Origin of the sequence: Aquibium oceanicum (assembly GCF_001889605.1) — a bacterium.
In the GTDB taxonomy this organism is placed as follows: domain Bacteria; phylum Pseudomonadota; class Alphaproteobacteria; order Rhizobiales; family Rhizobiaceae; genus Aquibium; species Aquibium oceanicum.
Map to the genome: position 1 here is coordinate 280,028 of NZ_CP018171.1, position 22,837 is coordinate 302,864.

Genomic DNA, 22,837 nt, shown 5'->3' on the forward strand with positions numbered 1-22,837 from the left:
GCCAGACAGGGGCCGATCGGAGTCGATGACCATGGACCTGCAGACGTCGCCATCCTCCATTGCGAGGCTGCTGGGTGGCCGGGCCTTCTACGGGAGCACCGTCGACATCGATTCCCACATCATCGACCAGCTGATCCACGAACGGTCCCTGAAGATTTCGCGGCACCCGCTCTGGCCGCTGATGCGGCCAGTTCTGCTGCGCATGTTCCACTATGACGAGGCCGTGCGCATGGCGGACGCCATCGCGCCGCTGAGCGGGTGGGACGCACTCCAGCACCTGAGTTCGCTGCTGTCGCTCGACATCAAGGTGTCGGGGGTGGAAAACCTGCCGGAGACGGGCGGCTTCATCCTGGCGCCGAACCACCCCACCGGCATCGCCGACGGCATCGCTGTGTTTGACATCCTGAAGGACCGTCGGCGCGACCTCACCATCTTCGCCAACCGCGATGCCCTGCGTGTGGCGGCAGGCTTTCGCGATCTGATCATCCCGGTCGAATGGCGCCCGGGCGAAAAGTCCCATTCCAAGAGCCGCGATACGCTGGAGATGACTGCCCGCGCCTTCTCGCAGGAGCGGGCGGTGGTGCTCTTTCCGTCAGGCCGCATCGCGTTCTGGAACGAAGGCAGCCTCACAGAGCGGCCCTGGCAGACCTCGGCGGTGGCGCTCGCCCGCCGCTACGGCGTGCCGATCTTGCCGGCGCATATCTCCGCGCGCAATTCGGGGCTGTTCTACTTCCTGGCCAAGCACTCGACGGAATTGCGCGACATGACGCTGTTCCACGAACTTCTGAACAAGAAGCGCTTCAGCTTCACGATCACCGTCGGCAGACCTATCGAGGCCGCGCGGCTGGTCGGCGATCCGGTCGACGTCACGGCCATGCTGCAGAAGCATACGGTCGAGGCGCTGAAGGCCGACCCGCAGGCGCAGTTCGAGCCCGCCCTCGCGACGTCCGCCTGACGTTCCCGGGTCAGGAAATCGCGGCCGTCAATCCTTCAAGCGGCAAACCACCCGACACGCTGGTTGACCATTGCTGTCCCGCGAACACGGGGAAGGCGCGCGTCAAGGTTCCCGTCGTGACGATCTCGCCAGCGCGAAGCGGCGGATTGTGCGCGTCGCGGTCGAGCACCTTCGCCAGATGCATCAGCGCCTGGACCGGTCCGTCGAGCACGTTCGAGCCGCTACCGGTATCCATCACCGCGCCGTCGCAGGAGAGTTCGAGTTCCACCGCGGCGAGCCGGGCCGCCAGACCCGGCCTGTCTGCCGGCGCGATCTCCAGCTTCGGCCCGATGTGAAGCCCGCCGTGCAGGCCGCCGTCGGCGATGCAGTCGGAGGGGGCGAAGCGCCAGCCGGGGAAGATCGACTGCACGATCTCGAAGCCAAGCGCCACCCAGTCGATGGAGGCCTCGACCTCTTCCAGGCTCATGTCGGCCGTCAGGTCGCGCCCGATCCCGAGCACGATTTCCGGCTCGATGCGCGGCTCGGGCAGGTGCGAGGCGCGGATGGTGCCGCCCGACGGAATCTCGCGGAACACCGTGTCGTAGACGTCGCCCCAGATCGGCTCGAAGACCTGGTACTCGGCCCAGATGTTGCGGTTGGTGAAGCCGATCTTTCGCCCGATCGGCCTTTCGCCGCGTGCCGAGCGGAGCCGTCGCAGTTCGGCCGTGACCGCATAGGCGGCATGGTTGTCGAAGCCGGCGATCCGCCCGGAGAAGGGCTCGACCTGGCGGCCTTCATCCAGCGCGGCAAGAACCTCCACCGCGATCTCACCGGCGCCGGCCATCGTGCCTCAGCCGATCTTCTGGCCGGTCTTGGCCCAGTCCGCCAGGAAGGCGTCGAGGCCCTTGTCGGTCAGCGGATGCTTGACCAGCGCCTTGAGCGTGGCCGGCGGGGCGGTCACCACGTCGGAGCCGATCATGGCGGCCTGCTTCACGTGGTTCACGGTGCGTGCCGACGCGGCGAGGATCTCGGTGGGGAAATCGTAATTGTCGTAGATGGTGCGAATCTCTGCGATCAGCTCCATGCCGTCGAGACCGATATCATCCAGCCGGCCGATGAAGGGCGAAATGAAGCTCGCGCCGGCCTTGGCGGCGAGCAGTGCCTGGTTGGCCGAGAAGCACAGGGTGACGTTGACCATTCGCCCGTCCGAGCGGATCGCCTTGCAGGCGCGCAGGCCGTCGAGGGTCAACGGTACCTTTATGCAGACATTGTCCGCGATCTTCGAGAGGATGTTCGCCTCGCGCATCATCTCGTCGTATTCGGTGGCGACCACCTCGGCAGAGACCGGGCCGGCGACGACGGAACAGATTTCCTTCGTCACCTCGGCGATCGAGCCGCCGGACTTGAGGATCAGCGAGGGGTTCGTCGTGACGCCGTCCAGAAGGCCGAGATCGTTCAGTTCCCGGATCTCCTTCACGTCGGCGGTGTCGGCGAAGAATTTCATGACCGTCTCCTTGGGCATACGGGTGCGGCGGCGGATAGCCGCTCTTGTCGGCCTTTGCTCTAGACGAAACTCGGGGCAAGGTCACGCGCAATGAAACCAGATTCGCAGCCATCCAGGGTCGTGCCCGTACTGGTGCCGATGCCGGCCGAACGGCCCTATTCCTATTCCGTGCCGGCCGGAATGCAGGTCGGGCCGGGCTCCATCGTGCGCGTTCCGCTCGGACCGCGGCAGGTGGCGGGCATCGTATGGGACGGCGACGGCGGGAGCGTCGATCCGAAGAAGCTGAGGCCCATCGAGGAGGTCTTCGACTGTCCGCGCGTGACCTACGACATGCGGCGCTTCGTCGACTGGATCGCCGAATACACGCTCTCGCCGCCGGGCATGGTGGCCCGCATGCTGCTGCGCGCGCCGGCCGCCTTCGACCCCGAGCCGTGGGTCGAGGCGATCGAGCGCACGGATGCCGCGCCTGACCGCATGACCGCGGCGCGCGGCCGCGTGCTCGAGACCGCCGATACCGGCCTCGCCTGGACGCGCTCGGGTCTCGCTCACGCCGCCGGGGTTTCCTCGACCGTCATCGACGGGCTGAAGGCGCAAGGGGTGTTTCGCGACGTGATGCTGCCGCCTCGCCCGGTGGTGGCGCCGCCCGATCCGTCCTACGCGGCGCCGCAACTCATGCCGGACCAGGAGCGCGCGGCCGTGACGCTGACGGAAAAAGTGTCGGCCGGGACGTTCTCCGTCACGCTGATCGACGGCGTGACCGGCTCCGGCAAGACTGAGGTCTATTTCGAGGCCATCGCCGCGGCGTTGAAGAACGGTCGGCAGGTGCTGATCCTGCTGCCCGAGATCGCGCTGACGCATGCCTTTTTGGAGCGCTTCCAGGATCGCTTCGGCGCCAAACCGGCCGAATGGCACTCGGACCTGCCGCCGCGAATGCGCGAAAAGGTCTGGCGCCAAGTGGCGGAAGGCCAGGTGCGCGTCGTCGCGGGGGCGCGCTCGGCACTCTTCCTGCCGTTTCGCGAATTGGGCCTCGTCGTCGTCGACGAGGAGCACGATCCCGCCTACAAGCAGGAGGATCGCGTCTACTACAACGCCCGCGACATGGCGGTGGTGCGCGGCCACATCGGCGGCTTCCCGGTGGTGCTCGCCTCGGCCACGCCGTCTCTCGAAAGCCGCGTCAACGCGCTGTCGGGACGATACGACCGCGTTGCCCTGCCCGCCCGCTTCGCGGAAGCGGCGCTGCCGGACCTCAAGGCGATCGACATGCGCCGTGCGCCGCCGGCGCGCGGCGGCTTCCTGTCGCCGGTGCTACTCGACGAAACGCGGCGCACGCTGGAGCGCGGCGAACAGTCGCTGTTCTTCCTCAACCGGCGCGGCTACGCCCCGCTCACCCTCTGCCGGGTCTGCGGCCACCGCTTCCAGTGTCCCGACTGTTCGAGCTGGCTTGTCGAGCACCGTTTTCGCGGCCAGCTCGTCTGCCACCATTGCGGCCATAACGAGCCGCGGCCGGAAGCCTGCCCGGAATGCGGCACGCTCGACCATCTGGTCGCCTGCGGGCCGGGGGTGGAGCGCATCGCCGAGGAGGCGGTCGGCCATTTTCCCGAGGCGCGCATCATCGTGCTCTCGTCCGACATGCTGGGCGGGGTGCGCCGCCTGCGGCTGGAACTGGAAGCAATCTCCAAGGGCGAGGCCGACATCGTCATCGGCACGCAACTCGTCGCGAAGGGCCACAATTTTCCCAACATGACGCTGGTCGGCATCGTTGATGCCGACCTCGGGCTTGCAAACGGAGACCCGCGCGCGGCCGAGCGCACCTTCCAGCTGCTCAGTCAGGTCACCGGCCGCGCAGGCCGCACCGGCAAGAAGAGCCTCGGGCTGCTTCAGACCTACCAACCGGAGCATCCGGTGATGAAGGCGATCGTGTCGGGCGACGCGGAAGCCTTCTACGAACGCGAGACCGAGGAGCGCCAGCGGGCGGGAATGCCGCCTTTCGGCCGGCTGGCCGGCATCATTGTCAGCGCCGCCACGCGCCAGGAGGCGGAATCGCATGCCCGCGCCCTGCGGCGTGCCGCGCCGGCGGCGCCTGACATCCAGGTGCTCGGCCCGGCCGAGGCGCCGCTGGCGCTGATCGGCGGCCGCCACCGCTTCCGTTTGCTGATCCACGGCGAGCGCCGCTCCGACATCCAGAAGTTCGCCCGCACGCTGCTTGCCGCGGCCGAACGCCCGCGCGGCTCGGTGCGGGTGCAGGTCGACATCGACCCGCAGAGCTTTCTCTGAGGACCGCGATGCAAACTCTCGGCGTCGTCCCCCGATTGTTCCCTGATATCGTTTCGGGGAGAAAGACCTCGACCATCCGCTGGCGCGAGGGACCCATCGTTACCGGGCTCCTGCGATACGTCTGCGACGGCAACCCCAATCTCACGGCCGTCGTGCGGGTGACCAGGGTCACCACAATGCCGCTTCGCGAAGCCGCTCGCTATCTCGGTCGGGAGGCGGTCTGGCCCGATACGGTGATGCTAGAGGGCATGCGGGAACACTATCCGGAGATCTCGCTCGACGATCCGGTCGAGATCATCGAGCACCTCACTCCGGACCAGACTGCCGAACTCCTTTCCGATTCGAACGCATGATTCGAAGTTTCTCCGCTCCGGCGCTGGCCGAGACGCTTGCCCGTCCTGGTCCTTTGGCCGCCGCTGCGGCGCGGGCATCAGTACGCTGGTGACGGATCCAGACGCCAACGCACCCGCATCCCAAAGCCTCGGCTGGATGATCCCGGCCATGGGGGTGGCGCAGATCTGTTCGTGGGGGTCGATCTTCTACAGTTTCCCCCTGATCGCGGAGGCCATGCGGGTCGATCTCGGATGGGACAAGCCGGCGCTCTATCTCGCCGCCACGCTCGGGGTCCTGTGCGCGGCGGCTTGCGCCTATCCCGTGGGCGCGGCGATCGACCGGGGCTTCGGCCGCTACGTGATGGGCGGCGCATCCGTTCTTGCCGGGCTGCTCTTCTTCGCCTGGTCGCAGGTGACCAGCATCGCCGTCTTCTATGCCGTCTTCGCCGTGCTCGGCGCGCTCCAGGCGGCGCTGCTCTACGATCCGGCCTTTGCCGTCATCGCCCGCCGCGTCGGCGCCGCAAATGCGCGGCGCTCGATCACGGCGCTGACGCTGTGGGGCGGTTTCGCCTCCACCGTGTTCGTTCCCCTCGACCAGTTGCTGATCGACCAGTTCGGATGGCGAGGCGCGCTGATGGTGCTGGGCGGCATCAACATCCTGGTCTGCGGCGGCATCTACTCGACCATCATCGATCCGGCCAGGGACCGCGCCCCGCCAGCACGCTCCGTGACGGACACGCCGCCGCTCGCCGGACTTGCGGCCGTAGCATGGGCGTTCCGCCGCCCCGCCTTCTGGATGCTGATGCTCGCCTACGTCTCCTACGCGGCGGCCTATTTCGCGCTGACATTCCACCTCTATCCGCTGCTATTGGAGCGCGGCCTGGACGCCGCTTCGGTGGTGATCGTCATGGCCGTCTTCGGGCCTTCGCAGGTCGCGGGCCGGGTCCTGATCTGGACCTTTGCGCCGAACATCCCCGTCCGCATTCTCGGTTCGATCGTCGTGCCGGCCTTCCCGCTCGCGCTGGCGGGCTTCGCCTTTGCGCCGCCGGACCTCCTGGTGCTCGCCGCCGTCTCGGCGGTCCTCGGTGCCGCGAACGGCATGATCACTATCGTGCGCGGGCTGGCCGTGCCCGAAATGGTCAGCCGCGACGCCTACGGCGCGATCAACGGCGCCCTGATCGCGCCGATGAACGTGATGCAGGCGCTCGCCCCACTCGCCGCAGCCTGGGCGTGGTCGGCGACCGGCGGCTACGATGCCGTGCTGACCGCGATGCTCGGCGCCTCCTTCCTGCTCGTGATAAGCTTCTGGGTGGCCGCCGCGGTCTCGAGACCATGAATCCGCCGGCCGGATGGGCGTCCTCGCGTCTGGCGCGGGCCGGGGACCAAGGGTAGAAAGCGGCGGCGACAGGGGGAGCGATTCGATGGAACTTGCGATGCCATGGCCGGCGAGCGGCGGAGAGTGGCTGGCCTGGCTTTCCGCCATCGCCGCGATCCTTCTCGGCTTTGCGATCCTCGTCGCGCCGCGCCCCGCCGCTCGGTTTCGGGGCATGGCGGCCGGCGGTGCGGGGCTCCCGGCGCGCGGCCTTCGCGCGACGTCGGGCTTTCCGCTAGGCGTCGGCCTTTGCGCCGTGCTTCTCGCCCAACCTTTCATCTACCTCGCACTCGGCGCGGCCTGGATCTTTTCCGCCATAGCCAGGCTCGTCGGGATCCTCGCCGAGCGTGACGCGAACCCGGCGAGCCTCGGCTGGCTCGTCGCCGAAACTCTCCTCGGGGTGATGCCGCTCGCCTACGTCTTCGGCTACGTCCCCTGAAAGCGGCTGCCTGCGCCGCCGATCCCGCCGCGATGCGACAAAACTGCCGCAAAAGCGTGCGCGCCGGGTTGTTGCGAGTCCGGAATGCCTGTGCTAGACGGCAATCGACTTTCGACCCGGGGAGCGGGCGTGCCCGTATTTGTGGTCGGAATATATCAATAAGGTCAGAGGGTTAGCCAGAGTCTCAGGCTCGCGCCGAAATCCTGCGGCCTCTCCAGTAAGAGAAGACCGTTCGTGGCAAAGTCTACATCGCCAGTTTCCGACGTTGCAGGGCGCTATGCCGGTTCGCTTTTCGAACTGGCGCTCGAACAGAACGTCGTGGAGAAGGTCGAATCCGACCTCGACGATTTCGAGGCACTGCTCTCCGAGAGTACGGACCTGAAGCGCCTGATCGAAAGCCCCGTCTTTTCCGCCGACGACCAGTACAAGGCGATCTCCGCTTTCGTGGCGCGCGCCAAGATGTCGGATCTGGTCGGCAATTTCCTGCGCGTCGTGGCGCGCAACCGTCGCCTCTTCGCGGTGCCGGGCATGATCAGGGCCTTCCGGGCGATCGCCGCCGAGCAGCGCGGCGAGATCGTCGCCGACATCACCTCAGCGCATCCGCTCTCGCCCGAACAGGACCGCGAGCTCAAGTCGGCGCTCACCGGCATCGCCGGCAAGACCGTGACCATGAAGGTCACCGTCGATCCTTCACTTCTCGGCGGCCTCATCGTGAAGATGGGCTCGCGCCAGATCGACACGTCGCTCAAGACAAAACTTAATTCGCTCAAGCTCGCACTTAAAGAGGTCGGCTGATGGACATCCGAGCCGCGGAAATTTCCGCAATTCTCAAAGACCAGATCAAGAATTTCGGCAAGGAGGCCGAGGTCTCCGAAGTCGGGCAGGTCCTGTCCGTCGGTGACGGCATCGCCCGCGTCTACGGCCTCGACAACGTCCAGGCCGGCGAGATGGTCGAGTTCCCCGGCGGCATCCGCGGCATGGCGCTCAACCTCGAAAGCGACAATGTCGGCGTCGTCATCTTCGGTGCCGACCGCGACATCAAGGAAGGCGACACCGTCAAGCGCACCGGCGCCATCGTCGACGTGCCCGTCGGCAAGGGCCTGCTCGGCCGCGTTGTCGACGCGCTGGGCAATCCGATCGACGGCAAAGGCCCGATCGAGGCTGCCGAGCGCCGCCGCGTCGACGTCAAGGCGCCTGGCATCATCCCGCGCAAGTCGGTGCACGAGCCGATGTCGACCGGCCTCAAGGCCATCGACGCGCTGATCCCGATCGGCCGCGGCCAGCGCGAGCTCGTGATCGGCGACCGCCAGACCGGCAAGACCGCCATCCTGCTCGACACCTTCTTGAACCAGAAGCCGCTCAACGACGGCGACGACGAGAGCCAGAAGCTCTACTGCGTCTACGTCGCGGTCGGCCAGAAGCGCTCCACCGTGGCGCAGTTCGTCAAGGTGCTGGAGGAGCGCGGCGCGCTCGAATATTCCATCATCATCGCGGCCACCGCGTCCGACCCGGCGCCGATGCAGTTCCTGGCCCCAATGGCCGGCTGCGCGATGGGCGAGTATTTCCGCGACAACGGCATGCACGCGCTGATCGGCTACGACGACCTGTCCAAGCAGGCCGTGGCCTACCGCCAGATGTCGCTGCTGCTGCGCCGCCCGCCCGGGCGCGAAGCCTATCCGGGCGACGTCTTCTTCCTCCATTCGCGCCTGCTGGAGCGTGCGGCCAAGCTCAACGACGACAACGGCAAGGGCTCGCTGACCGCGCTTCCCGTCATCGAGACGCAGGCCAACGACGTGTCGGCCTACATCCCGACCAACGTGATCTCGATCACCGACGGCCAGATCTTCCTCGAGACCAACCTGTTCTTCCAGGGCGTGCGTCCGGCGGTCAACGTCGGCCTCTCGGTGTCGCGCGTCGGTTCGGCGGCGCAGATCAAGGCGATGAAGCAGGTCGCCGGCTCGATCAAGGGCGAGCTCGCGCAGTACCGCGAGATGGCGGCCTTCGCGCAGTTCGGTTCGGATCTCGACGCGGCCACGCAGCGTCTGCTCAACCGCGGCGCCCGCCTGACGGAGCTTCTGAAGCAGCCGCAGTTTTCACCGCTCAAGACGGAAGAGCAGGTCGCGGTCATCTTCGCGGGCGTGAACGGCTATCTCGACAAGCTGACGATCGCCCAGGTCGGCCAGTTCGAAGAGGGCCTGCTCACCCACATGCGCACGGAAGGCAAATCCGTTCTCGAGGCGATCCGCACCGAGAAGGCGCTTTCCGACGACCTGCGCGGCAAGCTGAAGGCCGAGATCGACGCCTTCGCGAAGAACTTCGCGTAAGCGGCTGTAACGGCAGGATCGGGGCATGGCTTCACTAAAGGATCTGCGCAACCGCATCGCCTCGGTGAAGGCGACGCAGAAGATCACCAAGGCGATGCAGATGGTCGCCGCGGCGAAGCTGCGGCGCGCGCAAGAGGCCGCGGAAGCCGCGCGTCCCTATTCGCAGCGCATGAGCAAGGTGCTCGCCAACATTGCGGGCGCCGTGTCGGGCGGCGACGCACCGGCGCTGATGACAGGCACGGGCAAGGACGACGTGCACCTGCTCGTCGTGTGCACCGCCGAGCGCGGCCTGTGCGGCGGCTTCAACTCGCAGATCGCGCGTCTGGCGCGTGAGCATGTCCGCCGCCTCCAGCGCGAGGGCAAGGAAGTCAAGATCATCACCGTGGGCAAGAAGGGCGCCGACATCCTGCGCCGCGACTTCGCACGGCTGATCATCGAGCGCATCGAACTGCGCGAGGTCAAGCAGGTTGGCTTCGTCAACGCCGACGCGATCGCCAAGAAGATCATCCAGCTCTTCAATGAGGGCGGGTTCGACGTCTGCACGCTGTTCTATTCCGAATTCAAGTCGGTGATCAGCCAGGTGCCGACGGCACAGCAGATCATCCCGGCTTCCGCTCCGGTCGCCGAGGAAGGCGATGCGGCGAACGGCGGCGCCGTCTACGAATACGAACCCGAGGCGGGCGAAATTCTCGCCGACCTCATCCCGCGCAACATATCGGTCCAGATCTTCCGCGCGCTGCTGGAAAACGCGGCCGGCGAGATGGGCGCCAAGATGAGCGCCATGGACAACGCCACGCGCAACGCGGGTGACATGATCAGCCGCCTGACGATCACCTACAACCGTCAGCGCCAGGCGCAGATCACCAAGGAACTGATCGAGATCATTTCGGGCGCCGAGGCGCTCTAAGGAACCAAGAGGGTAAGAGAAATGGCTAAAGCAGCTACCCCGAAGGCACCGGCCGCCGAGAAGGCGCCGGCCAAGCGCGCCCCGCGCAAGACCGCGCCGGCGGCGACCGGCGCCGAAGCCACAGCCGAGGCGTTCTCCAAGGCGGTCGCGACCGGCAAGGTCGCCCAGGTCATCGGCGCCGTCGTCGACGTGTCCTTCGAGGACAAGCTTCCGGCGATCCTGAATGCGCTGGAAACCGACAATGGCGGTAATCGTCTCGTGCTCGAGGTCGCGCAGCACCTCGGCGAAAATACCGTGCGCTGCATTGCGATGGACTCCACCGAGGGTCTCGTGCGCGGCCAGGAAGTGGCCGACACCGGCCAGCCGATCATGGTGCCGGTCGGCGACGAGACGCTCGGCCGCATCCTCAACGTCATCGGCGAGCCCGTCGACGAGGCCGGCCCTGTCGTCACCCAGTCCAAGCGCGCCATCCACCAGGACGCGCCGCTCTACGTCGACCAGTCGACCGAGGCCCAAATCCTCGTCACCGGCATCAAGGTCGTCGACCTCCTGGCTCCCTATGCCCGCGGCGGCAAGATCGGCCTGTTTGGCGGCGCCGGCGTCGGCAAGACCGTGCTGATCCAGGAACTGATCAACAACGTCGCGAAGGCGCACGGCGGCTACTCCGTGTTCGCCGGCGTCGGCGAGCGCACCCGCGAGGGCAACGATCTCTACCACGAGATGATCGAGTCCGGCGTGAACAAGGACCCGCATGAGCACGGCGGCTCGACCGAAGGCTCCAAGTGCGCGCTGGTGTTCGGCCAGATGAACGAGCCGCCCGGCGCCCGCGCCCGCGTCGCGCTCTCCGGCCTCACCATCGCCGAGCACTTCCGCGACCAGGGCCAGGACGTGCTGTTCTTCGTCGACAACATCTTCCGCTTCACCCAGGCTGGCTCCGAGGTGTCGGCACTTCTGGGCCGCATTCCTTCGGCTGTCGGCTACCAGCCGACGCTGGCGACCGACATGGGCACCATGCAGGAGCGCATCACGACCACCAACAAGGGCTCGATCACGTCCGTGCAGGCCATCTACGTGCCGGCCGACGATCTGACCGACCCTGCGCCGGCGACCTCGTTCGCCCACCTCGATGCCACGACCGTGCTCAACCGCGCGATCTCCGAGAAGGGCATCTACCCGGCCGTCGATCCGCTGGACTCGACCTCGCGCATGCTCGACCCGATGATCGTCGGTGAGGAGCACTACCGCGTCGCCCGTTCGGTGCAGGAAATCCTCCAGCGCTACAAGTCGCTGCAGGACATCATCGCGATCCTGGGCATGGACGAGCTTTCCGAAGAGGACAAGGTCACCGTCGCCCGGGCGCGCAAGATCGAGCGCTTCCTGTCGCAGCCCTTCTTCGTCGCCGAGGTGTTCACCGGTTCGCCGGGCCAGCTCGTGCCGATCGAGGACACGATCCGTTCCTTCAAGGGCCTCGTCGCCGGCGAATACGATCACCTGCCGGAAGCCGCCTTCTACATGGTCGGCTCGATCGACATGGCGATCGAGAAGGCACAGCGGCTGGCGGCGGAAGCGGCGTAAACAACGGCAACAGGCAGTAGGGAGTAGGCAGTCGGAAAAGAACGGATGACGGCACTGTTGCCGACTGCCGACCACCGACTACCTGATCAAATATGGCTGAAGCGTTCAAATTCGAACTGGTCTCGCCCGAGCGGCTTCTCGTTTCCGAGGATGTCGAGTCGGTCGTCATTCCCGGTGCGGAAGGCGAGATGACCGTGATGGCGGACCATGCGCCGGTGATGACGACGATCAAGCCGGGCGTCGTCACCGTGAACACGGCAGGCGGCAAGACCGACCGTTACGTGGTGTTCGGCGGCTTCGCCGACATCCTGCCGGAAGGCTGCACGCTGCTCGCCGAATCGGCCACGCATGTCGACAAGCTCAACCGCGAGGAACTGACCCGTCGTATCCAGGAAGCCCGCGAGGACCTTTCCGACGCTTCCGAGCACCATGAGCGCACGCGGCTGGAAGAGTATCTCGGTCAGCTGACCACGCTGGAAGGCGCGATCCTGCCGGCGTGACTGAAGCGCCACGGCGCATTCATCGCGGTTAAGAGCCGGGCCTGTTGGCCCGGCTTTGGTTTATGTTGTTGCGATATTCCTATCAGGTATAGGAATACCCTCGCATCTTTCCTTGCTATCGCAGCCCCATAATTACATCGATATCCGGGTCCGAATTTTGCCCCAACACTTTATACCCTTTCTGGCTGAGATTCGTGACCAGGAGTAGATCCTTGTCAGGATCAAATTTCGAGTTATTATTGATGGAACTTGCTAAGTCTGAGGAGTTGTTTTCATCGGATTCAAGCGCAAAAAACGACGTCGTCTGCTTCCAATAATTTCGTCCCTTCGCCTTAGCTTGAATTGCCTCGTTAACTGAGCCCCATCTATCGGCGTGTACGATCCGTACCGGGTAGTTTCATCTGCAATTCGGAAGGAAACAACAAAGACTGACATAAACGGTTCCTTATGTCGGAACCTCAGCGGACTTGACAGCGAATCAGCACCAGACGTATTGTCCAGTCGTCGTTCTGATTTGTCGCAAGTCCGCCAAGGTCATGCGTAAATCGACACGGAGCCGGGGTTGCAGCCCCGGCTTTTCCGTCTCGCGAACCGACACCATGCCGGTCCAGCCAAGAGAAAGTGCGAGTCGTTCCGGTTCGTCAAGTAGATCTTGAGCGGATGAACAAGGAAAAGGGCGTTAGACCTGCCTCTACCTAAGCAGGCTTTCACTTTTGGGGCTCCCTAGACGTCGGAGCTTATAATCGGGCTCCATTGTTGCTGGTCTGGGACCACAGACCGCCCCCGCACCCCACCGTCCTCATCCTGAGGTGCCCGGCGAAGCCGGGCCTCGAAGGACGCACGCCCTCCCGGCGCCCTACTCGCCCACCCGCCGCACGAAATCGGCCGGCGCCTTGGTTAGCACGGCAAGGAAGCGCCAGCCCATCGCGTCACCTTCGGGCTCAAGCCGCGAAATGCCGGAACGCCGCGATGACCTGGTCGTAGACCTTGCGCTTGAACGGCACGATGAGGTCGGGCAGGTCGTCGACCGGCTTCCAGGCCCACTGGTCGAACTCCGCCTCGTGCCCGCCCGGAGGCGCGTCGATCGCGATCTCGGTCTCGTCGCCCTCGAAGCGGAAGGCGAACCATTTCTGTGTCTGGCCGCGATACTTGCCCTTCAGCGCTATGCCGACGAGATCGGGCGGCAGGTCGTAGTTGATCCAGCCGGGCGTCTCGCCGAGCAGCGAAACGCTGCGCATGCCGGTCTCCTCGTAGAGCTCGCGCCGGGCCGCCGGTAGCGGCTCCTCGCCGGTATCGATGCCGCCCTGCGGCATCTGCCAAAGCTTGGTGGCACCCGCCATCTCGCCATCGGTGACGTGGATGCGGCGCCCGGCCCAGACCAGGCCTTCGCGATTGAGCACCATGACGCCGACACAGGGTCGGTAGGGCAGGCTCTCCGGATCGACGGGGCGCTTCGCCATGCCTCAGTTCCTTTTCTCGGGGTCCACCGCCACGGCCGACACAGGCACGATCTCGATCCCCCGCTTCTTGGCTTCGCGGACCCATGAGGCGACGGCATCGACCGTAGTGTCGAAGGCCGAACCGGTCCCGAGTGCGTAGCCCCTGGCGCGGGCGGTCGCCTCGAGCTGGTCGAGCTTCTTGAGGACCGCACCGCGGTCCCGCGCCTCGTCGATGACGGCATCGCCCTGGGCGAACGGGACCTTGTTCTTGGCGGCGAGTTCGCCCGCAAGGCTGCGCGCCGACGATCCGTCGTCGAGATAGAGCAGGCCACGCGCGCCGATCTCTTCCATCACCGGGGCGAAGGCGGCGCGGTCGGTGGCGAAGCGGGCGCCCATGTAGTTCATGACGCCGATGAAGTTGGTCGTGCGCGACAGGGTCCAGTGGAGGTTGGAAATGTTCTGCTGCTCGTCGGCATCGGTCGTCAACGTGTTGCGGCCGGGATTGACGCGCGGATAATCGAAAGGCTCCAGCGGAAGCTGCATCATGATCTCGTGGCCGTCGCGGCGCGCGGCCTGCATCCAGCGGCCGATGCTGTTACCCTGCGGCGCGAAGGCGAGCGTGACCTCCGGCGGAAGCTTCTCGATGGCTTCCTGCGTGCCCGTCTGTGAAAGCCCGAGCCCGCCGATGACGATCGCCACCCGCGCGCCGCGCGCACCGGACCACGGCCGGGCATAGACGTCCACCGCCCGGCGGCCATCGGCGGCGCGGACCGGGAGCGGACCCGATTCGGATTGTTCCAGGAGTGCCCTGTCGGGCAGATGCGCCACCCGCAGATCCTGTCCGACGGCGGAGGGATCTCGGATCACGATGACGTTCTTGGCGTCACCCGATTCGGGCGAGAGCTTGATGATGGAGGGACCGGGTGTCCTGGCGGCGGAGGCGGGTTCGGCTGGAGGCGTTTCCGCCTTCTGGAGCGCGACGACGGTCTCGGCGTCGGCCGCATCGGCTGCAACGGAGGTCCTGGCCTCCACGGCAGGGGTGCGGAACGGGTCAGGCTGGAGCGCTATGTAGCCGCCGGCTGCGACGATGGCGGCTGCAAGCGCCATGCCGCCGATGCGGGACGGACGAGGAAAACCCCAGCCGCGCTTGGTGGATTCCCGACGCCTTTCCTGCCCGAGGGGACGTTCGAGTTCCTTGGTCACGGGCGGAAACGACTTCCCTGGAGCGCAAGCGACGTTTGCTGGCGCCGGGCCTTAGCACCGGCGCCAGGGTGAGGCACTACTGGTTCAGAACCGCCTGGTCGGGGTTCGGCGGAAATGCCGGGTCGGTCTTCTTTCCGCGCAGCAGGTCCATCGCGTAGGAGAGCTGGACGTCGTCCTTCGGGTCCGGCGGCACGTAGGCGGCGGAGCCCGAACCCTCGTCGTCCTCGGCGGCGCCCTTGATGTGGCCCCGCAGGTCCGATTCGCCGCGCGACACGTCGCGACCGAGCAGTTCGTCCGGCAAGGGTTGTTCGACCTTGATGTCCGGGATGATGCCCGTTCCCTGGATCGACGTGCCCGACGGCGTGTAATAGAGCGCCGTCGTTAGCCGAAGCGCGCCGTTTTCGGCCAGCGGGATGATCGTCTGGACGGATCCCTTGCCGAAGGAGCGGGTGCCGAGCACGGTGGCGCGGCGATGGTCCTGCAGCGCGCCTGCGACGATCTCCGAGGCGCTCGCCGAGCCACCGTTGACCAGTACGATGATCGGCTTGCCGTCCGTCAGGTCGCCGGCGCGCGAGTCGAACCGGGTCACGTCCTTCGGGTCGCGTCCGCGGGTGGAGACGATCTCGCCGCGGTCGAGGAAGGCATCCGACACGCTGACGGCCTGGTCGAGCAGCCCGCCCGGGTTCAGCCGCAGATCCAGGACGTAGCCCTTGAGCTTGTCGGCCGGGATGTCCTTCTTCATGGCAGCGATCGCGCTGCGCAGGTCATCGAAGGTCTTCTCCGTGAAGGAGGTGATCTTCATGTAGCCGACGTCTTCCTCAACCCGGTACTTGACCGCCTTCACCTTGATGATGTCGCGGATGACAGTGATCTGGATCGGGTCGGTGGCGCCCTCGCGCAGGATGGTCAGCTCGATCGGCGTGTTGACCCCGCCGCGCATCTTTTCGACCGCTTCCGACAGGGTGAGGCCCCGGACTTCCTCGCCGTCGATCTCGGAGATCAGGTCTCCCGCAAGCACGCCGGCACGCGAGGCCGGGGTGTCGTCGATCGGGGTGATGACCTTGACGAGCTCATTCTCCATCGTGACCTCGATGCCGAGGCCGCCGAACTCGCCCTTGGTCTGGACCCGCATGTCTTTGGCGGCTTCCGGATTGAGGTACGAGGAATGCGGGTCGAGCGAGGTGAGCATGCCGTTGATGGCGCTCTCCACCAGCATCTTGTCTTCCGGCGGCGTGACGTACTGCGCCCGCACCCGCTCGAAGATGTCGCCGAAGATGGCGAGCTGGCGATAGGTGTCGGAACCAGCGGCGTTGGCCGTGGTACTCGGCGAACCGTAAACGACGCTCATCGCTGTCGCGCCCATCAGGGCGCCGGCAAAAAGAAGCGACAACCTACGTACCATTTCCTGTCCTTCCAGAACTGCGTTCCGTCCACCAGGGTGACGGATCGACGGGTTTTCCATCTTTTCGGAACTCGACATACAGTTCCGGATTGGTGTTGGTACTTCCGAACGCCATCATGCTGGTGAGCCTTGCCTCGCCCATTGCACCCACCGGCTCTCCGGCAACGACGGACTGACCGAGCGAGACGCTTGTTCTTCCCAAGCCTGCCAGGACCACATGATAGCCGTCGCCCGCGTCCAGGATCAAGAGTTGACCGTAGGAGCGGAACGGTCCGGCATAGAGCACGCTGCCATCTGCAGGTGCGGTGACGATAGAGCCGGATTGTGTTTGAACGGTGTCGCCAAGCATGTGCCCGCCGACCCCGTCGCCGTCTCCGAAGCGGCGCACGATCGCGCCGGGAACGGGCAGCGAAACCTTCTTCAGAAGGCTGTCGAACGGCATTCCGCCGACCAGCCGGTTCTGTTCGGGTATGGGCTTTCCGGCCGCTTCCGCCTCGCGTCGTGCCCGTTCCTCCTCGGCGCGCCGTGCCTCCTCCGCCGCCTGCCGGACGGCGGTGATCTCCTCCTCGAGCGCGGCGATCAATTCCTTGAGAGAACCCGCGCGAGCGGCGAGTTCCTCGGCCTTGCGCCGCTCCGCCTCGGCCGTCGACTGCGATTCGCGCAGAAGCCGCTGCTTCTCCTCCTGCAGCAGTGCGAGCCGCTGCTTTTCGGCCGCCTGATCACGCAACGTGGCGAGCAGGCGCTCCTTCTCGCCGTCGATCGACATGCGCAGGGAGGCCAGTTCGCGCAGGTCCGAGATCAGGATCTCGGTCTCGCCGCGCAGTTCAGGCACAACGGCGCCGAGCACGATGGCGCTGCGGACGGACGACAGCGCGTCCTCCGGCTTGACGAGGATCGCCGGCGGAGGATTGAGGCCCATGCGCTGGAGGGCGCCGAGCACCTCGGCCAACACGCCGCGCCTTGCATGCAGCGAGCGCTTGATCTTCGTCTCCTGGTCCTCGAGCCCCGCCAGCCTTTCCTCGATCCCCGAAATGTCCTCAGCCAGTTTGCGCTCGGTCTTGGCTGTCTGGACAAGAGCGGCGGTGATGGCGGTGGTGTCCTTGCGGACCGTGGCGATTTCGTCGGCAAGTTCCTCGAGCCGCTCGTCGGTGAGCGTCATTGCTTCCAGGATGCTTTCGTATTCCGACCGGGTCTGCTCCCGCTTTTCCGTAAGTTCGTGCGGATCCTGCGCCGCCGCTGCCGGCGCCACGACCAGCGCGAGCACCGACGACACGATGCCGACATGCATCGCGCGGCGCAGCTGCCGGCAGGCGGAAAGGGTCATCTTGGCCGCGAGGTCCATTCTTCCAGAGTAGGGACAAGCCAGTTAACGAAGCATCAACCATACCGGGTCGGTTGCAAGCCCCATGGTCCTCTGTCGGTCGCCTTTTTGGCGAAAATGATGCCGGAGGACAGAAAAAACGCTCAGGCGCGGTGATAGGGGTGGCCGGAAAGGATCATCACGACCCGGTAGAGTTGTTCCGCCAGCATGACCCGCGCCAGTTGATGCGGCCAGGTTAGCGAGCCGAAGGAGAGCACGAGCGCCGCCTTGCGCACCGCATCCTCGGCGTGGCCGTCCGGCCCTCCTATGGCGAAGAGCATGTCGCGCTGACCCTGGTCGCGGCGCTCGCCGATCCACGAAGCGAGCGCTTCGGACGACAGGTTCTTTCCGCGTTCGTCGAGAATCACGAGGGCAGTCCCCGCGGCCGATGCCGTATCGAGCCGCTGTGCCTCGTCGCGCTTGCGCTCTGCCGCGCCTTGCGCGCGGCTCTCGGCGATTTCCGTCAGCCCGGCCCATTCGAGCCCGACGGGGGGACCGGCCTTGGCAAACCGGTCGAGATAGCGATCAGCCAATTCCCGCTCGGGGCCGGCCTTCATCCGGCCCACGGCATGAACGGCAATCTTCATTCCGCCTTGTCGAAACGGTTCAGTGAACCGTCTCGTCCTCCAGGTCCGGGGCCTGCCACATCTTTTCGATGTTGTAGAACTCGCGGACTTCCGGTCGGAAGACGTGGACGATCACGTCGCCGGCATCGATCAGCACCCAGTCGGCGCTGGCAAGGCCTTCGACCCGGGCGGTGCCCAGCCCGGACTCCTTGAGCGCCTTGATCAGATGATCGGCCACGGCCGAGACATGGCGGTTCGAACGGCCGGAGGCCACGACCATGTAATCGGCAATGCTCGATTTGCGCTGGATGTCGATCGGGACGACGTTTTCGGCCTTTGAGTCTTCGAGAGAGTCAAGGACGGTTTTCAAGGCATGGGCAATACCATTCCGGTTCAACCCAGCCGGCGAAGGCATATTCTCAGCCTTCTTCACCAAAGCTGTTCTCAGTGTCTTTCCTTTCGCATCAAGAACAACGACGTCGCCATGAATCGTGGGCGACAGAGGAAAGATAGGCAGAGTCCCTTAACACTTTCAAGACGTGCCGCCTTCACATTCCGCCGCCGGCTATTCCTCCGCGTGAGAAGGGGGTGATTCGCCGGTCGGCGCGAAGGCGAGTTCCGCGGCCGGAGGCGTCTGGGCGGACAGCGGCGCGAAGTCTCCGCTCTCGGCCGCCGGCACCGCCTGCGTCTGTGTCAGCCGCCACAGCACGAAGCTTCCGAAAGCGAGCGCGATGACGACGGCGATGACGATGAAGGCGCCGGTACCGACGATTGCCGTAAGCGCTGTGGCCATGCCGGGGATGACGAAACCCGACAGCGACCAGGCGAACAGCATCGTGCTCGCCAGCACCACAAGGTCGCCCTTCTCGGCGCGGTCATTGGCGTGGGCGCTGGAGATCGAATAGATCGATTCGGTGGCGCCGCTCCAAACCATGTAGACGACGATCATCCACCAGAAGACGGAACCGTCCGCGCCGGTTGCGAGCAACCCCGCGCCGACGACGATGATCGAGGCCGCAACCAGCACGTAGCGGCGGTCGGTGCGATCCGACAGCCAGCCGAGCGGCAGCTGAACGATCAGCGTGCCGAGCGGCATGGCCAGCAGCAGGAGGGCGACGTCGTTCTTGCCGAAGCCGAGCGCGGTGGCGTGGATCGGCGCGAAGCCCGCCACCATCATCGACAGTCCGCCGACCGCGAGCATTCCCGCCAGTCCGACCGGCGAGACGCTCCATGCCCGCCGGAGCGCGATCGAGGCGATCGGCGGCGGCGGCGGCGTCCTCAGCCGCGTCAGCCCGACCGGAATGATGGAAACGGCGGCGAAAGCGACCGCCAGAACCGGCGCGGCGTTGGTCATGGCGTCGATGAAGGATAGGAGGAACGACCCCATGCCCAGCCCGACGATGTAGCTCATGTAGAAGGTCGCGGTGACGCGCCCGCGGATGTCGTTCTCGACGACGTCGTTGAGCCAGCTCTGCGCCACGATGAACAGGCCCGATATCGCAAAGCCGTAAAGCACGCGCGCCACGATCCACAGCCAGGGATCGACGGTCACGCCAACCGCGACGTTGGACAGGATGATCAGCGCCGAAAAGGTCATGAAGGCGCGCGCATGCCCGACGCGGTTGACCATGCGCCCGGTGAGGAAGCATCCGGCCATGCCGCCGGCCGACAGGCCAGTCAGGATGAGGCCTGCCCAGGTCGGCGGCAACCCTTCCGCGCCGAGCCGCACCGGTATGAAGGCGAACATCAGGCCGTTGCCGACGGCGACGAGCGCCGACGACAGGATGACGCTGGCGATCGCCGTCAGCGGCGCCGGCAGCGCGTCGGCGGAGGCGTTCTGATCGTTGGAGACGGAGGCGCTCATGGTGAGGAACAATGTCGGTTTCGCCGGCCGCCGAATGCGACGAAAGCGGCAGAAACTGTCCCGAACCGGACGACGTTTCGCCGGCTCAGTCCCGCGACGCGCCGGTGCGCAGCGCGGTGGAGGAAAGCGAGGATCGCGGGCCGTGGATGAAGGTCCAGGCGGGCGCTTGCATGCGTGCCAGCTTGGCGGCCTCGTCCTCGTCGACGCGGGCGCGTGCGAAGGTCTTGGCCATGACCGAGGAAAGGAACGCCAGCGTCGAGCCGGGGCGGTCGATCACCGCGATTGGAAAGGTGGAAGCGATCGCCCGCCAGTCCTGCCAGCGATGGAACGTCGCCAGGCTGTCGGCGCCCATGACCCAGACGAAATGAACGCCGGGATTGCGCGCCTTCACCAGCGCCAGCGTCTCGGCGGTGTAGCGGATGCGCCAGGCGGCCTCGAAGGCGGTGACTTTCACACGCGGATCGTGCATGAGCGCCCGGGAGCGCTCGATTCGTTCGCCGAGCGGCGCGAGGTCGCCCGCCTTCTTCAGCGGATTGCCGGGCGTCACCATCCACCAGAGCTGGTCGAGACGCAGGCGCCTCAACGCGATTTCGGCGGCGAGCGCATGGCCGCGGTGGGGAGGGTTGAAGGAGCCGCCAAACAGGCCGACGGCCATGCCCTTCTCGACATGGGGCATGCGCATGTAGCGCTGGTGCGCTCCAACGGAGCTCATCGGCGAGATGCCTCGAGGAACGCCAGGATCCGACCCTGGACGGATCGGTTCCACGACAGCCAGTGGTCGTCATGGAGCGGGTCGGGCGCCCGATAGACGACGGATTGATGTCGACCGGCACGCGCCATGAACGCACCGCAGTCGCCGCGCAGCGGAGATAGCCGGAACCAGGGATCGTCCGCTCCAACCAGTGACAGGACAGGCTGGTCCGCGGGGGCGCTCAATCCGCGATATTCCGGCCACCCGGCATGGCAGGTCCAGCCCTCGATGATGCGCGCTCTTGCGGACAGCCCGTCGATGGTCGCAACCGTGATCGCACCTTCGGAATGTCCCATCAGGAAGACCGGAAGTTCGGCGATGCGCGGGACGGCCCGGGTCTTTCGAAAGGCGTGACGGATTTCGGACTGCCGCCATCCCAGAACCTCGCGGTGCAGCCCTGCGCGATGGCTGTAAGGAGCGCAACTGACTGGCTTGTGCCGCCTGGCGAAGCTGTCGGGGGCGATGACGATGTATCCGGCACGGGCAAGAAATGCGCCGGTCACGTCGGTAATGCGGCTCAAACCGTCGCATCCATGAGCGTAGAATACGACGCCGGAGGCGCGGCTGGCGTATGCTTCCGCCCCGGCAAGAAGATCCGCAATCGCCGATTTCCGGAAGTGTCCCGGGCGATTCGGCAGATAAACGCGCGCGGCCTCGAAGGTGTGATCGAGTTCGGTCGTCGCGACCACTGGATCGGCCGCGTTCGCAGCGGACAGCCAGCAACAAAAGAATGCGGCGGCGATCAATATGCCGCGAAAGACCATGCCCCGCGGCGATCCCCGCCCGTCAATGGCACTGACGCTCACGGCCGCGTCTGACCCGTTCCGCGCACACGATACTTGAAGGAAGTCAGCTGCTCGACGCCGACCGGCCCGCGCGCATGCATGCGGCCGGTGGCGATGCCGATCTCGGCGCCCATCCCGAACTCGCCGCCATCGGCGAACTGGGTGGAGGCGTTGTGGAGCAGGATGGCGGAATCGATCTCGTTGAAGAACCGTTCGACGACTTCCGCATCCTCGGCGACGATCGCCTCGGTGTGGTGGGAGGAATGGGCTTCGATGTGCTCGATCGCGTCCGCGACGCCGTCGACCAGCTTCACCGAGATGATCGCGTCGAGATACTCCGTCGTCCAGTCGGCTTCCGTCGCCGGCTTCGCCTCGGGATAGAGCGTCCGCGCTTCCTCGTCCGCCCTGATCTCGCAGCCCGCGTTCGCCAGGGCGTTCAGGATCGGCAATAGATGCGTGTCGGCGCAGGCGCGGTCGACGAGCAGCGTCTCGGCGGCGCCGCAGATGCCGGTGCGCCGCATCTTGGCGTTGACTGCGATCTTCACGGCCATGTCGAGGTCGGCTGACTTGTCGACGTAGAGATGGCAGATGCCTTCTAGATGCGCGAAGACCGGCACCCGCGCCTCGGTCTGCACCCGTTCGACGAGCCCGCGCCCGCCGCGCGGGATGATGACGTCGATGTTTCCGCCGAGCCCCTTCAGCATTTCGCCGACGGCGGCGCGGTCGGTCACCGGAACGAGCTGGATCGCGTCCTCGGGCAGACCCGCTGCCCGCAGCCCTTCTGCCAGGCAGGCGTGGATTGCCCCGGACGAATTCGCCGAGTCGGACCCGGCGCGCAGGATCACGGCGTTGCCGGCTTTCACACAGAGCGCGCCGGCGTCGGCGGTGACGTTGGGCCGGCTCTCGAAGATGACGCCGATCACGCCGAGCGGCGTGCGCACGCGCTCGATGTGCAGCCCGTTCGGGCGGTCCCACGCGGCGATCACCTCGCCGATCGGATCCTTCAGCTCCGCGATGGCGCGTACTCCGTCAGCCATGGCGCGGATACGTTCGGGCGTCAGATTGAGGCGATCGAGGAAGGATGCCGCAAGACCGTTCTCCTCGCCCTGCGCCATGTCGAGCCCGTTGGCTTCCAGGATCGCCGCCTCGTTTCGCAGCAGCGCGTCGGCCATGGCGAGAAGGGCGGCATGCTTGCGCTCCGCGCTGGCCATTGCCAGCGGCCGGGCGGCGGCGCGCGCCTTGCGGCCCAGCTCGGCCATGATTGCCGCGACGTCTCCGCTCGATCTCTCGTTTCTGGTCAGCATGG

The 22,837-nt window shown here is 66.0% G+C and carries 22 protein-coding genes; 10 read left to right on the top strand and 12 right to left on the bottom strand.

What is annotated here, in order from left to right:
- Positions 1 to 31: 31 nt before the first annotated feature.
- Positions 32 to 955 carry a 1-acyl-sn-glycerol-3-phosphate acyltransferase gene (locus tag BSQ44_RS01360; protein WP_072601589.1) on the top strand — a complete coding sequence of 308 codons (924 nt, stop codon included), beginning with the start codon at positions 32 to 34 and terminating at the stop codon, positions 953 to 955.
- Positions 956 to 965: 10 nt separating this feature from the next.
- Here the strand turns inward: BSQ44_RS01360 and BSQ44_RS01365 are convergent, their stop codons facing one another.
- Positions 966 to 1,778 (bottom strand): 2-keto-4-pentenoate hydratase, encoded by an 813-nt coding sequence (locus BSQ44_RS01365; RefSeq protein ID WP_072601590.1) that lies wholly within the window; start codon positions 1,776 to 1,778, stop codon positions 966 to 968.
- Between the two features lie 6 nt (positions 1,779 to 1,784).
- Entirely contained in the window at positions 1,785 to 2,438 is a 654-nt protein-coding gene (fsa, locus tag BSQ44_RS01370; RefSeq protein WP_072601591.1) for a fructose-6-phosphate aldolase, read from the bottom strand.
- A gap of 90 nt (positions 2,439 to 2,528) precedes the next feature.
- Here fsa and BSQ44_RS01375 point away from each other — a divergent pair, with 90 nt between their 5' ends.
- From BSQ44_RS01375 to BSQ44_RS01415, 9 genes are all read left to right on the top strand, one after another.
- The gene (locus BSQ44_RS01375; RefSeq protein WP_072601592.1) at positions 2,529 to 4,712 is read left to right on the top strand and encodes a primosomal protein N'; all 2,184 of its coding nucleotides are present in this window, start codon (positions 2,529 to 2,531) and stop codon (positions 4,710 to 4,712) included.
- Between the two features lie 8 nt (positions 4,713 to 4,720).
- The gene (locus tag BSQ44_RS01380) at positions 4,721 to 5,065 is read left to right on the top strand and encodes an ASCH domain-containing protein (protein ID WP_072601593.1); all 345 of its coding nucleotides are present in this window, start codon (positions 4,721 to 4,723) and stop codon (positions 5,063 to 5,065) included.
- An 88-nt stretch (positions 5,066 to 5,153) separates the two neighbouring features.
- Complete coding sequence (locus BSQ44_RS01385; protein WP_235633319.1) at positions 5,154 to 6,380, top strand: MFS transporter; 1,227 nt, start codon at positions 5,154 to 5,156, stop codon at positions 6,378 to 6,380.
- Positions 6,381 to 6,465: 85 nt separating this feature from the next.
- A complete protein-coding gene (locus BSQ44_RS01390) occupies positions 6,466 to 6,855 on the top strand; it encodes a hypothetical protein (RefSeq protein ID WP_072601595.1) in 390 nt (129 codons plus the stop codon).
- A gap of 234 nt (positions 6,856 to 7,089) precedes the next feature.
- Complete coding sequence (locus BSQ44_RS01395) at positions 7,090 to 7,650, top strand: F0F1 ATP synthase subunit delta (RefSeq protein WP_072601596.1); 561 nt, start codon at positions 7,090 to 7,092, stop codon at positions 7,648 to 7,650.
- Entirely contained in the window at positions 7,650 to 9,179 is a 1,530-nt protein-coding gene (gene atpA / locus BSQ44_RS01400) for a F0F1 ATP synthase subunit alpha (RefSeq protein ID WP_072601597.1), read from the top strand. The genes BSQ44_RS01395 and atpA overlap by 1 nt, the downstream gene beginning before the upstream one ends.
- Before the next feature lie 25 nt (positions 9,180 to 9,204).
- Complete coding sequence (locus tag BSQ44_RS01405; protein ID WP_072601598.1) at positions 9,205 to 10,086, top strand: F0F1 ATP synthase subunit gamma; 882 nt, start codon at positions 9,205 to 9,207, stop codon at positions 10,084 to 10,086.
- 21 nt (positions 10,087 to 10,107) lie between these two features.
- A complete protein-coding gene (gene atpD, locus BSQ44_RS01410; RefSeq protein WP_072601599.1) occupies positions 10,108 to 11,661 on the top strand; it encodes a F0F1 ATP synthase subunit beta in 1,554 nt (517 codons plus the stop codon).
- Positions 11,662 to 11,753: 92 nt separating this feature from the next.
- On the top strand, positions 11,754 to 12,161 hold the full coding sequence (locus tag BSQ44_RS01415) for a F0F1 ATP synthase subunit epsilon (RefSeq protein ID WP_072601600.1): 408 nt from the start codon (positions 11,754 to 11,756) through the stop codon (positions 12,159 to 12,161).
- A gap of 941 nt (positions 12,162 to 13,102) precedes the next feature.
- On the opposite strand, the gene BSQ44_RS01420 is transcribed toward BSQ44_RS01415, so the two are convergent.
- From BSQ44_RS01420 to BSQ44_RS01465, 10 genes are all read right to left on the bottom strand, one after another.
- A complete protein-coding gene (locus BSQ44_RS01420) occupies positions 13,103 to 13,621 on the bottom strand; it encodes an RNA pyrophosphohydrolase (RefSeq protein WP_072601601.1) in 519 nt (172 codons plus the stop codon).
- A 3-nt stretch (positions 13,622 to 13,624) separates the two neighbouring features.
- Entirely contained in the window at positions 13,625 to 14,803 is a 1,179-nt protein-coding gene (locus BSQ44_RS01425) for a divergent polysaccharide deacetylase family protein (RefSeq protein WP_072601602.1), read from the bottom strand.
- A gap of 76 nt (positions 14,804 to 14,879) precedes the next feature.
- Complete coding sequence (locus BSQ44_RS01430) at positions 14,880 to 16,205, bottom strand: S41 family peptidase (RefSeq protein WP_072601603.1); 1,326 nt, start codon at positions 16,203 to 16,205, stop codon at positions 14,880 to 14,882.
- On the bottom strand, positions 16,195 to 17,547 hold the full coding sequence (locus BSQ44_RS01435) for a murein hydrolase activator EnvC family protein (RefSeq protein WP_235633320.1): 1,353 nt from the start codon (positions 17,545 to 17,547) through the stop codon (positions 16,195 to 16,197). Before BSQ44_RS01435 ends, BSQ44_RS01430 begins: the two co-directional genes overlap by 11 nt.
- 122 nt (positions 17,548 to 17,669) lie before the next feature.
- On the bottom strand, positions 17,670 to 18,152 hold the full coding sequence (gene rlmH, locus BSQ44_RS01440) for a 23S rRNA (pseudouridine(1915)-N(3))-methyltransferase RlmH (RefSeq protein WP_072601604.1): 483 nt from the start codon (positions 18,150 to 18,152) through the stop codon (positions 17,670 to 17,672).
- A 19-nt stretch (positions 18,153 to 18,171) separates the two neighbouring features.
- Positions 18,172 to 18,546 (bottom strand): ribosome silencing factor, encoded by a 375-nt coding sequence (rsfS, locus tag BSQ44_RS01445; RefSeq protein ID WP_072607789.1) that lies wholly within the window; start codon positions 18,544 to 18,546, stop codon positions 18,172 to 18,174.
- Between the two features lie 150 nt (positions 18,547 to 18,696).
- Entirely contained in the window at positions 18,697 to 19,995 is a 1,299-nt protein-coding gene (locus BSQ44_RS01450) for an MFS transporter (protein WP_072607790.1), read from the bottom strand.
- A gap of 85 nt (positions 19,996 to 20,080) precedes the next feature.
- Complete coding sequence (locus tag BSQ44_RS01455) at positions 20,081 to 20,707, bottom strand: nicotinate-nucleotide adenylyltransferase (RefSeq protein WP_072601605.1); 627 nt, start codon at positions 20,705 to 20,707, stop codon at positions 20,081 to 20,083.
- Positions 20,704 to 21,492, bottom strand: coding sequence for a dienelactone hydrolase family protein (locus BSQ44_RS01460; protein ID WP_157894484.1), 789 nt, complete (start codon positions 21,490 to 21,492; stop codon positions 20,704 to 20,706). Before BSQ44_RS01460 ends, BSQ44_RS01455 begins: the two co-directional genes overlap by 4 nt.
- Positions 21,493 to 21,548: 56 nt before the next feature.
- Entirely contained in the window at positions 21,549 to 22,835 is a 1,287-nt protein-coding gene (locus BSQ44_RS01465) for a glutamate-5-semialdehyde dehydrogenase (RefSeq protein WP_072601607.1), read from the bottom strand.
- Positions 22,836 to 22,837: the final 2 nt, after the last annotated feature.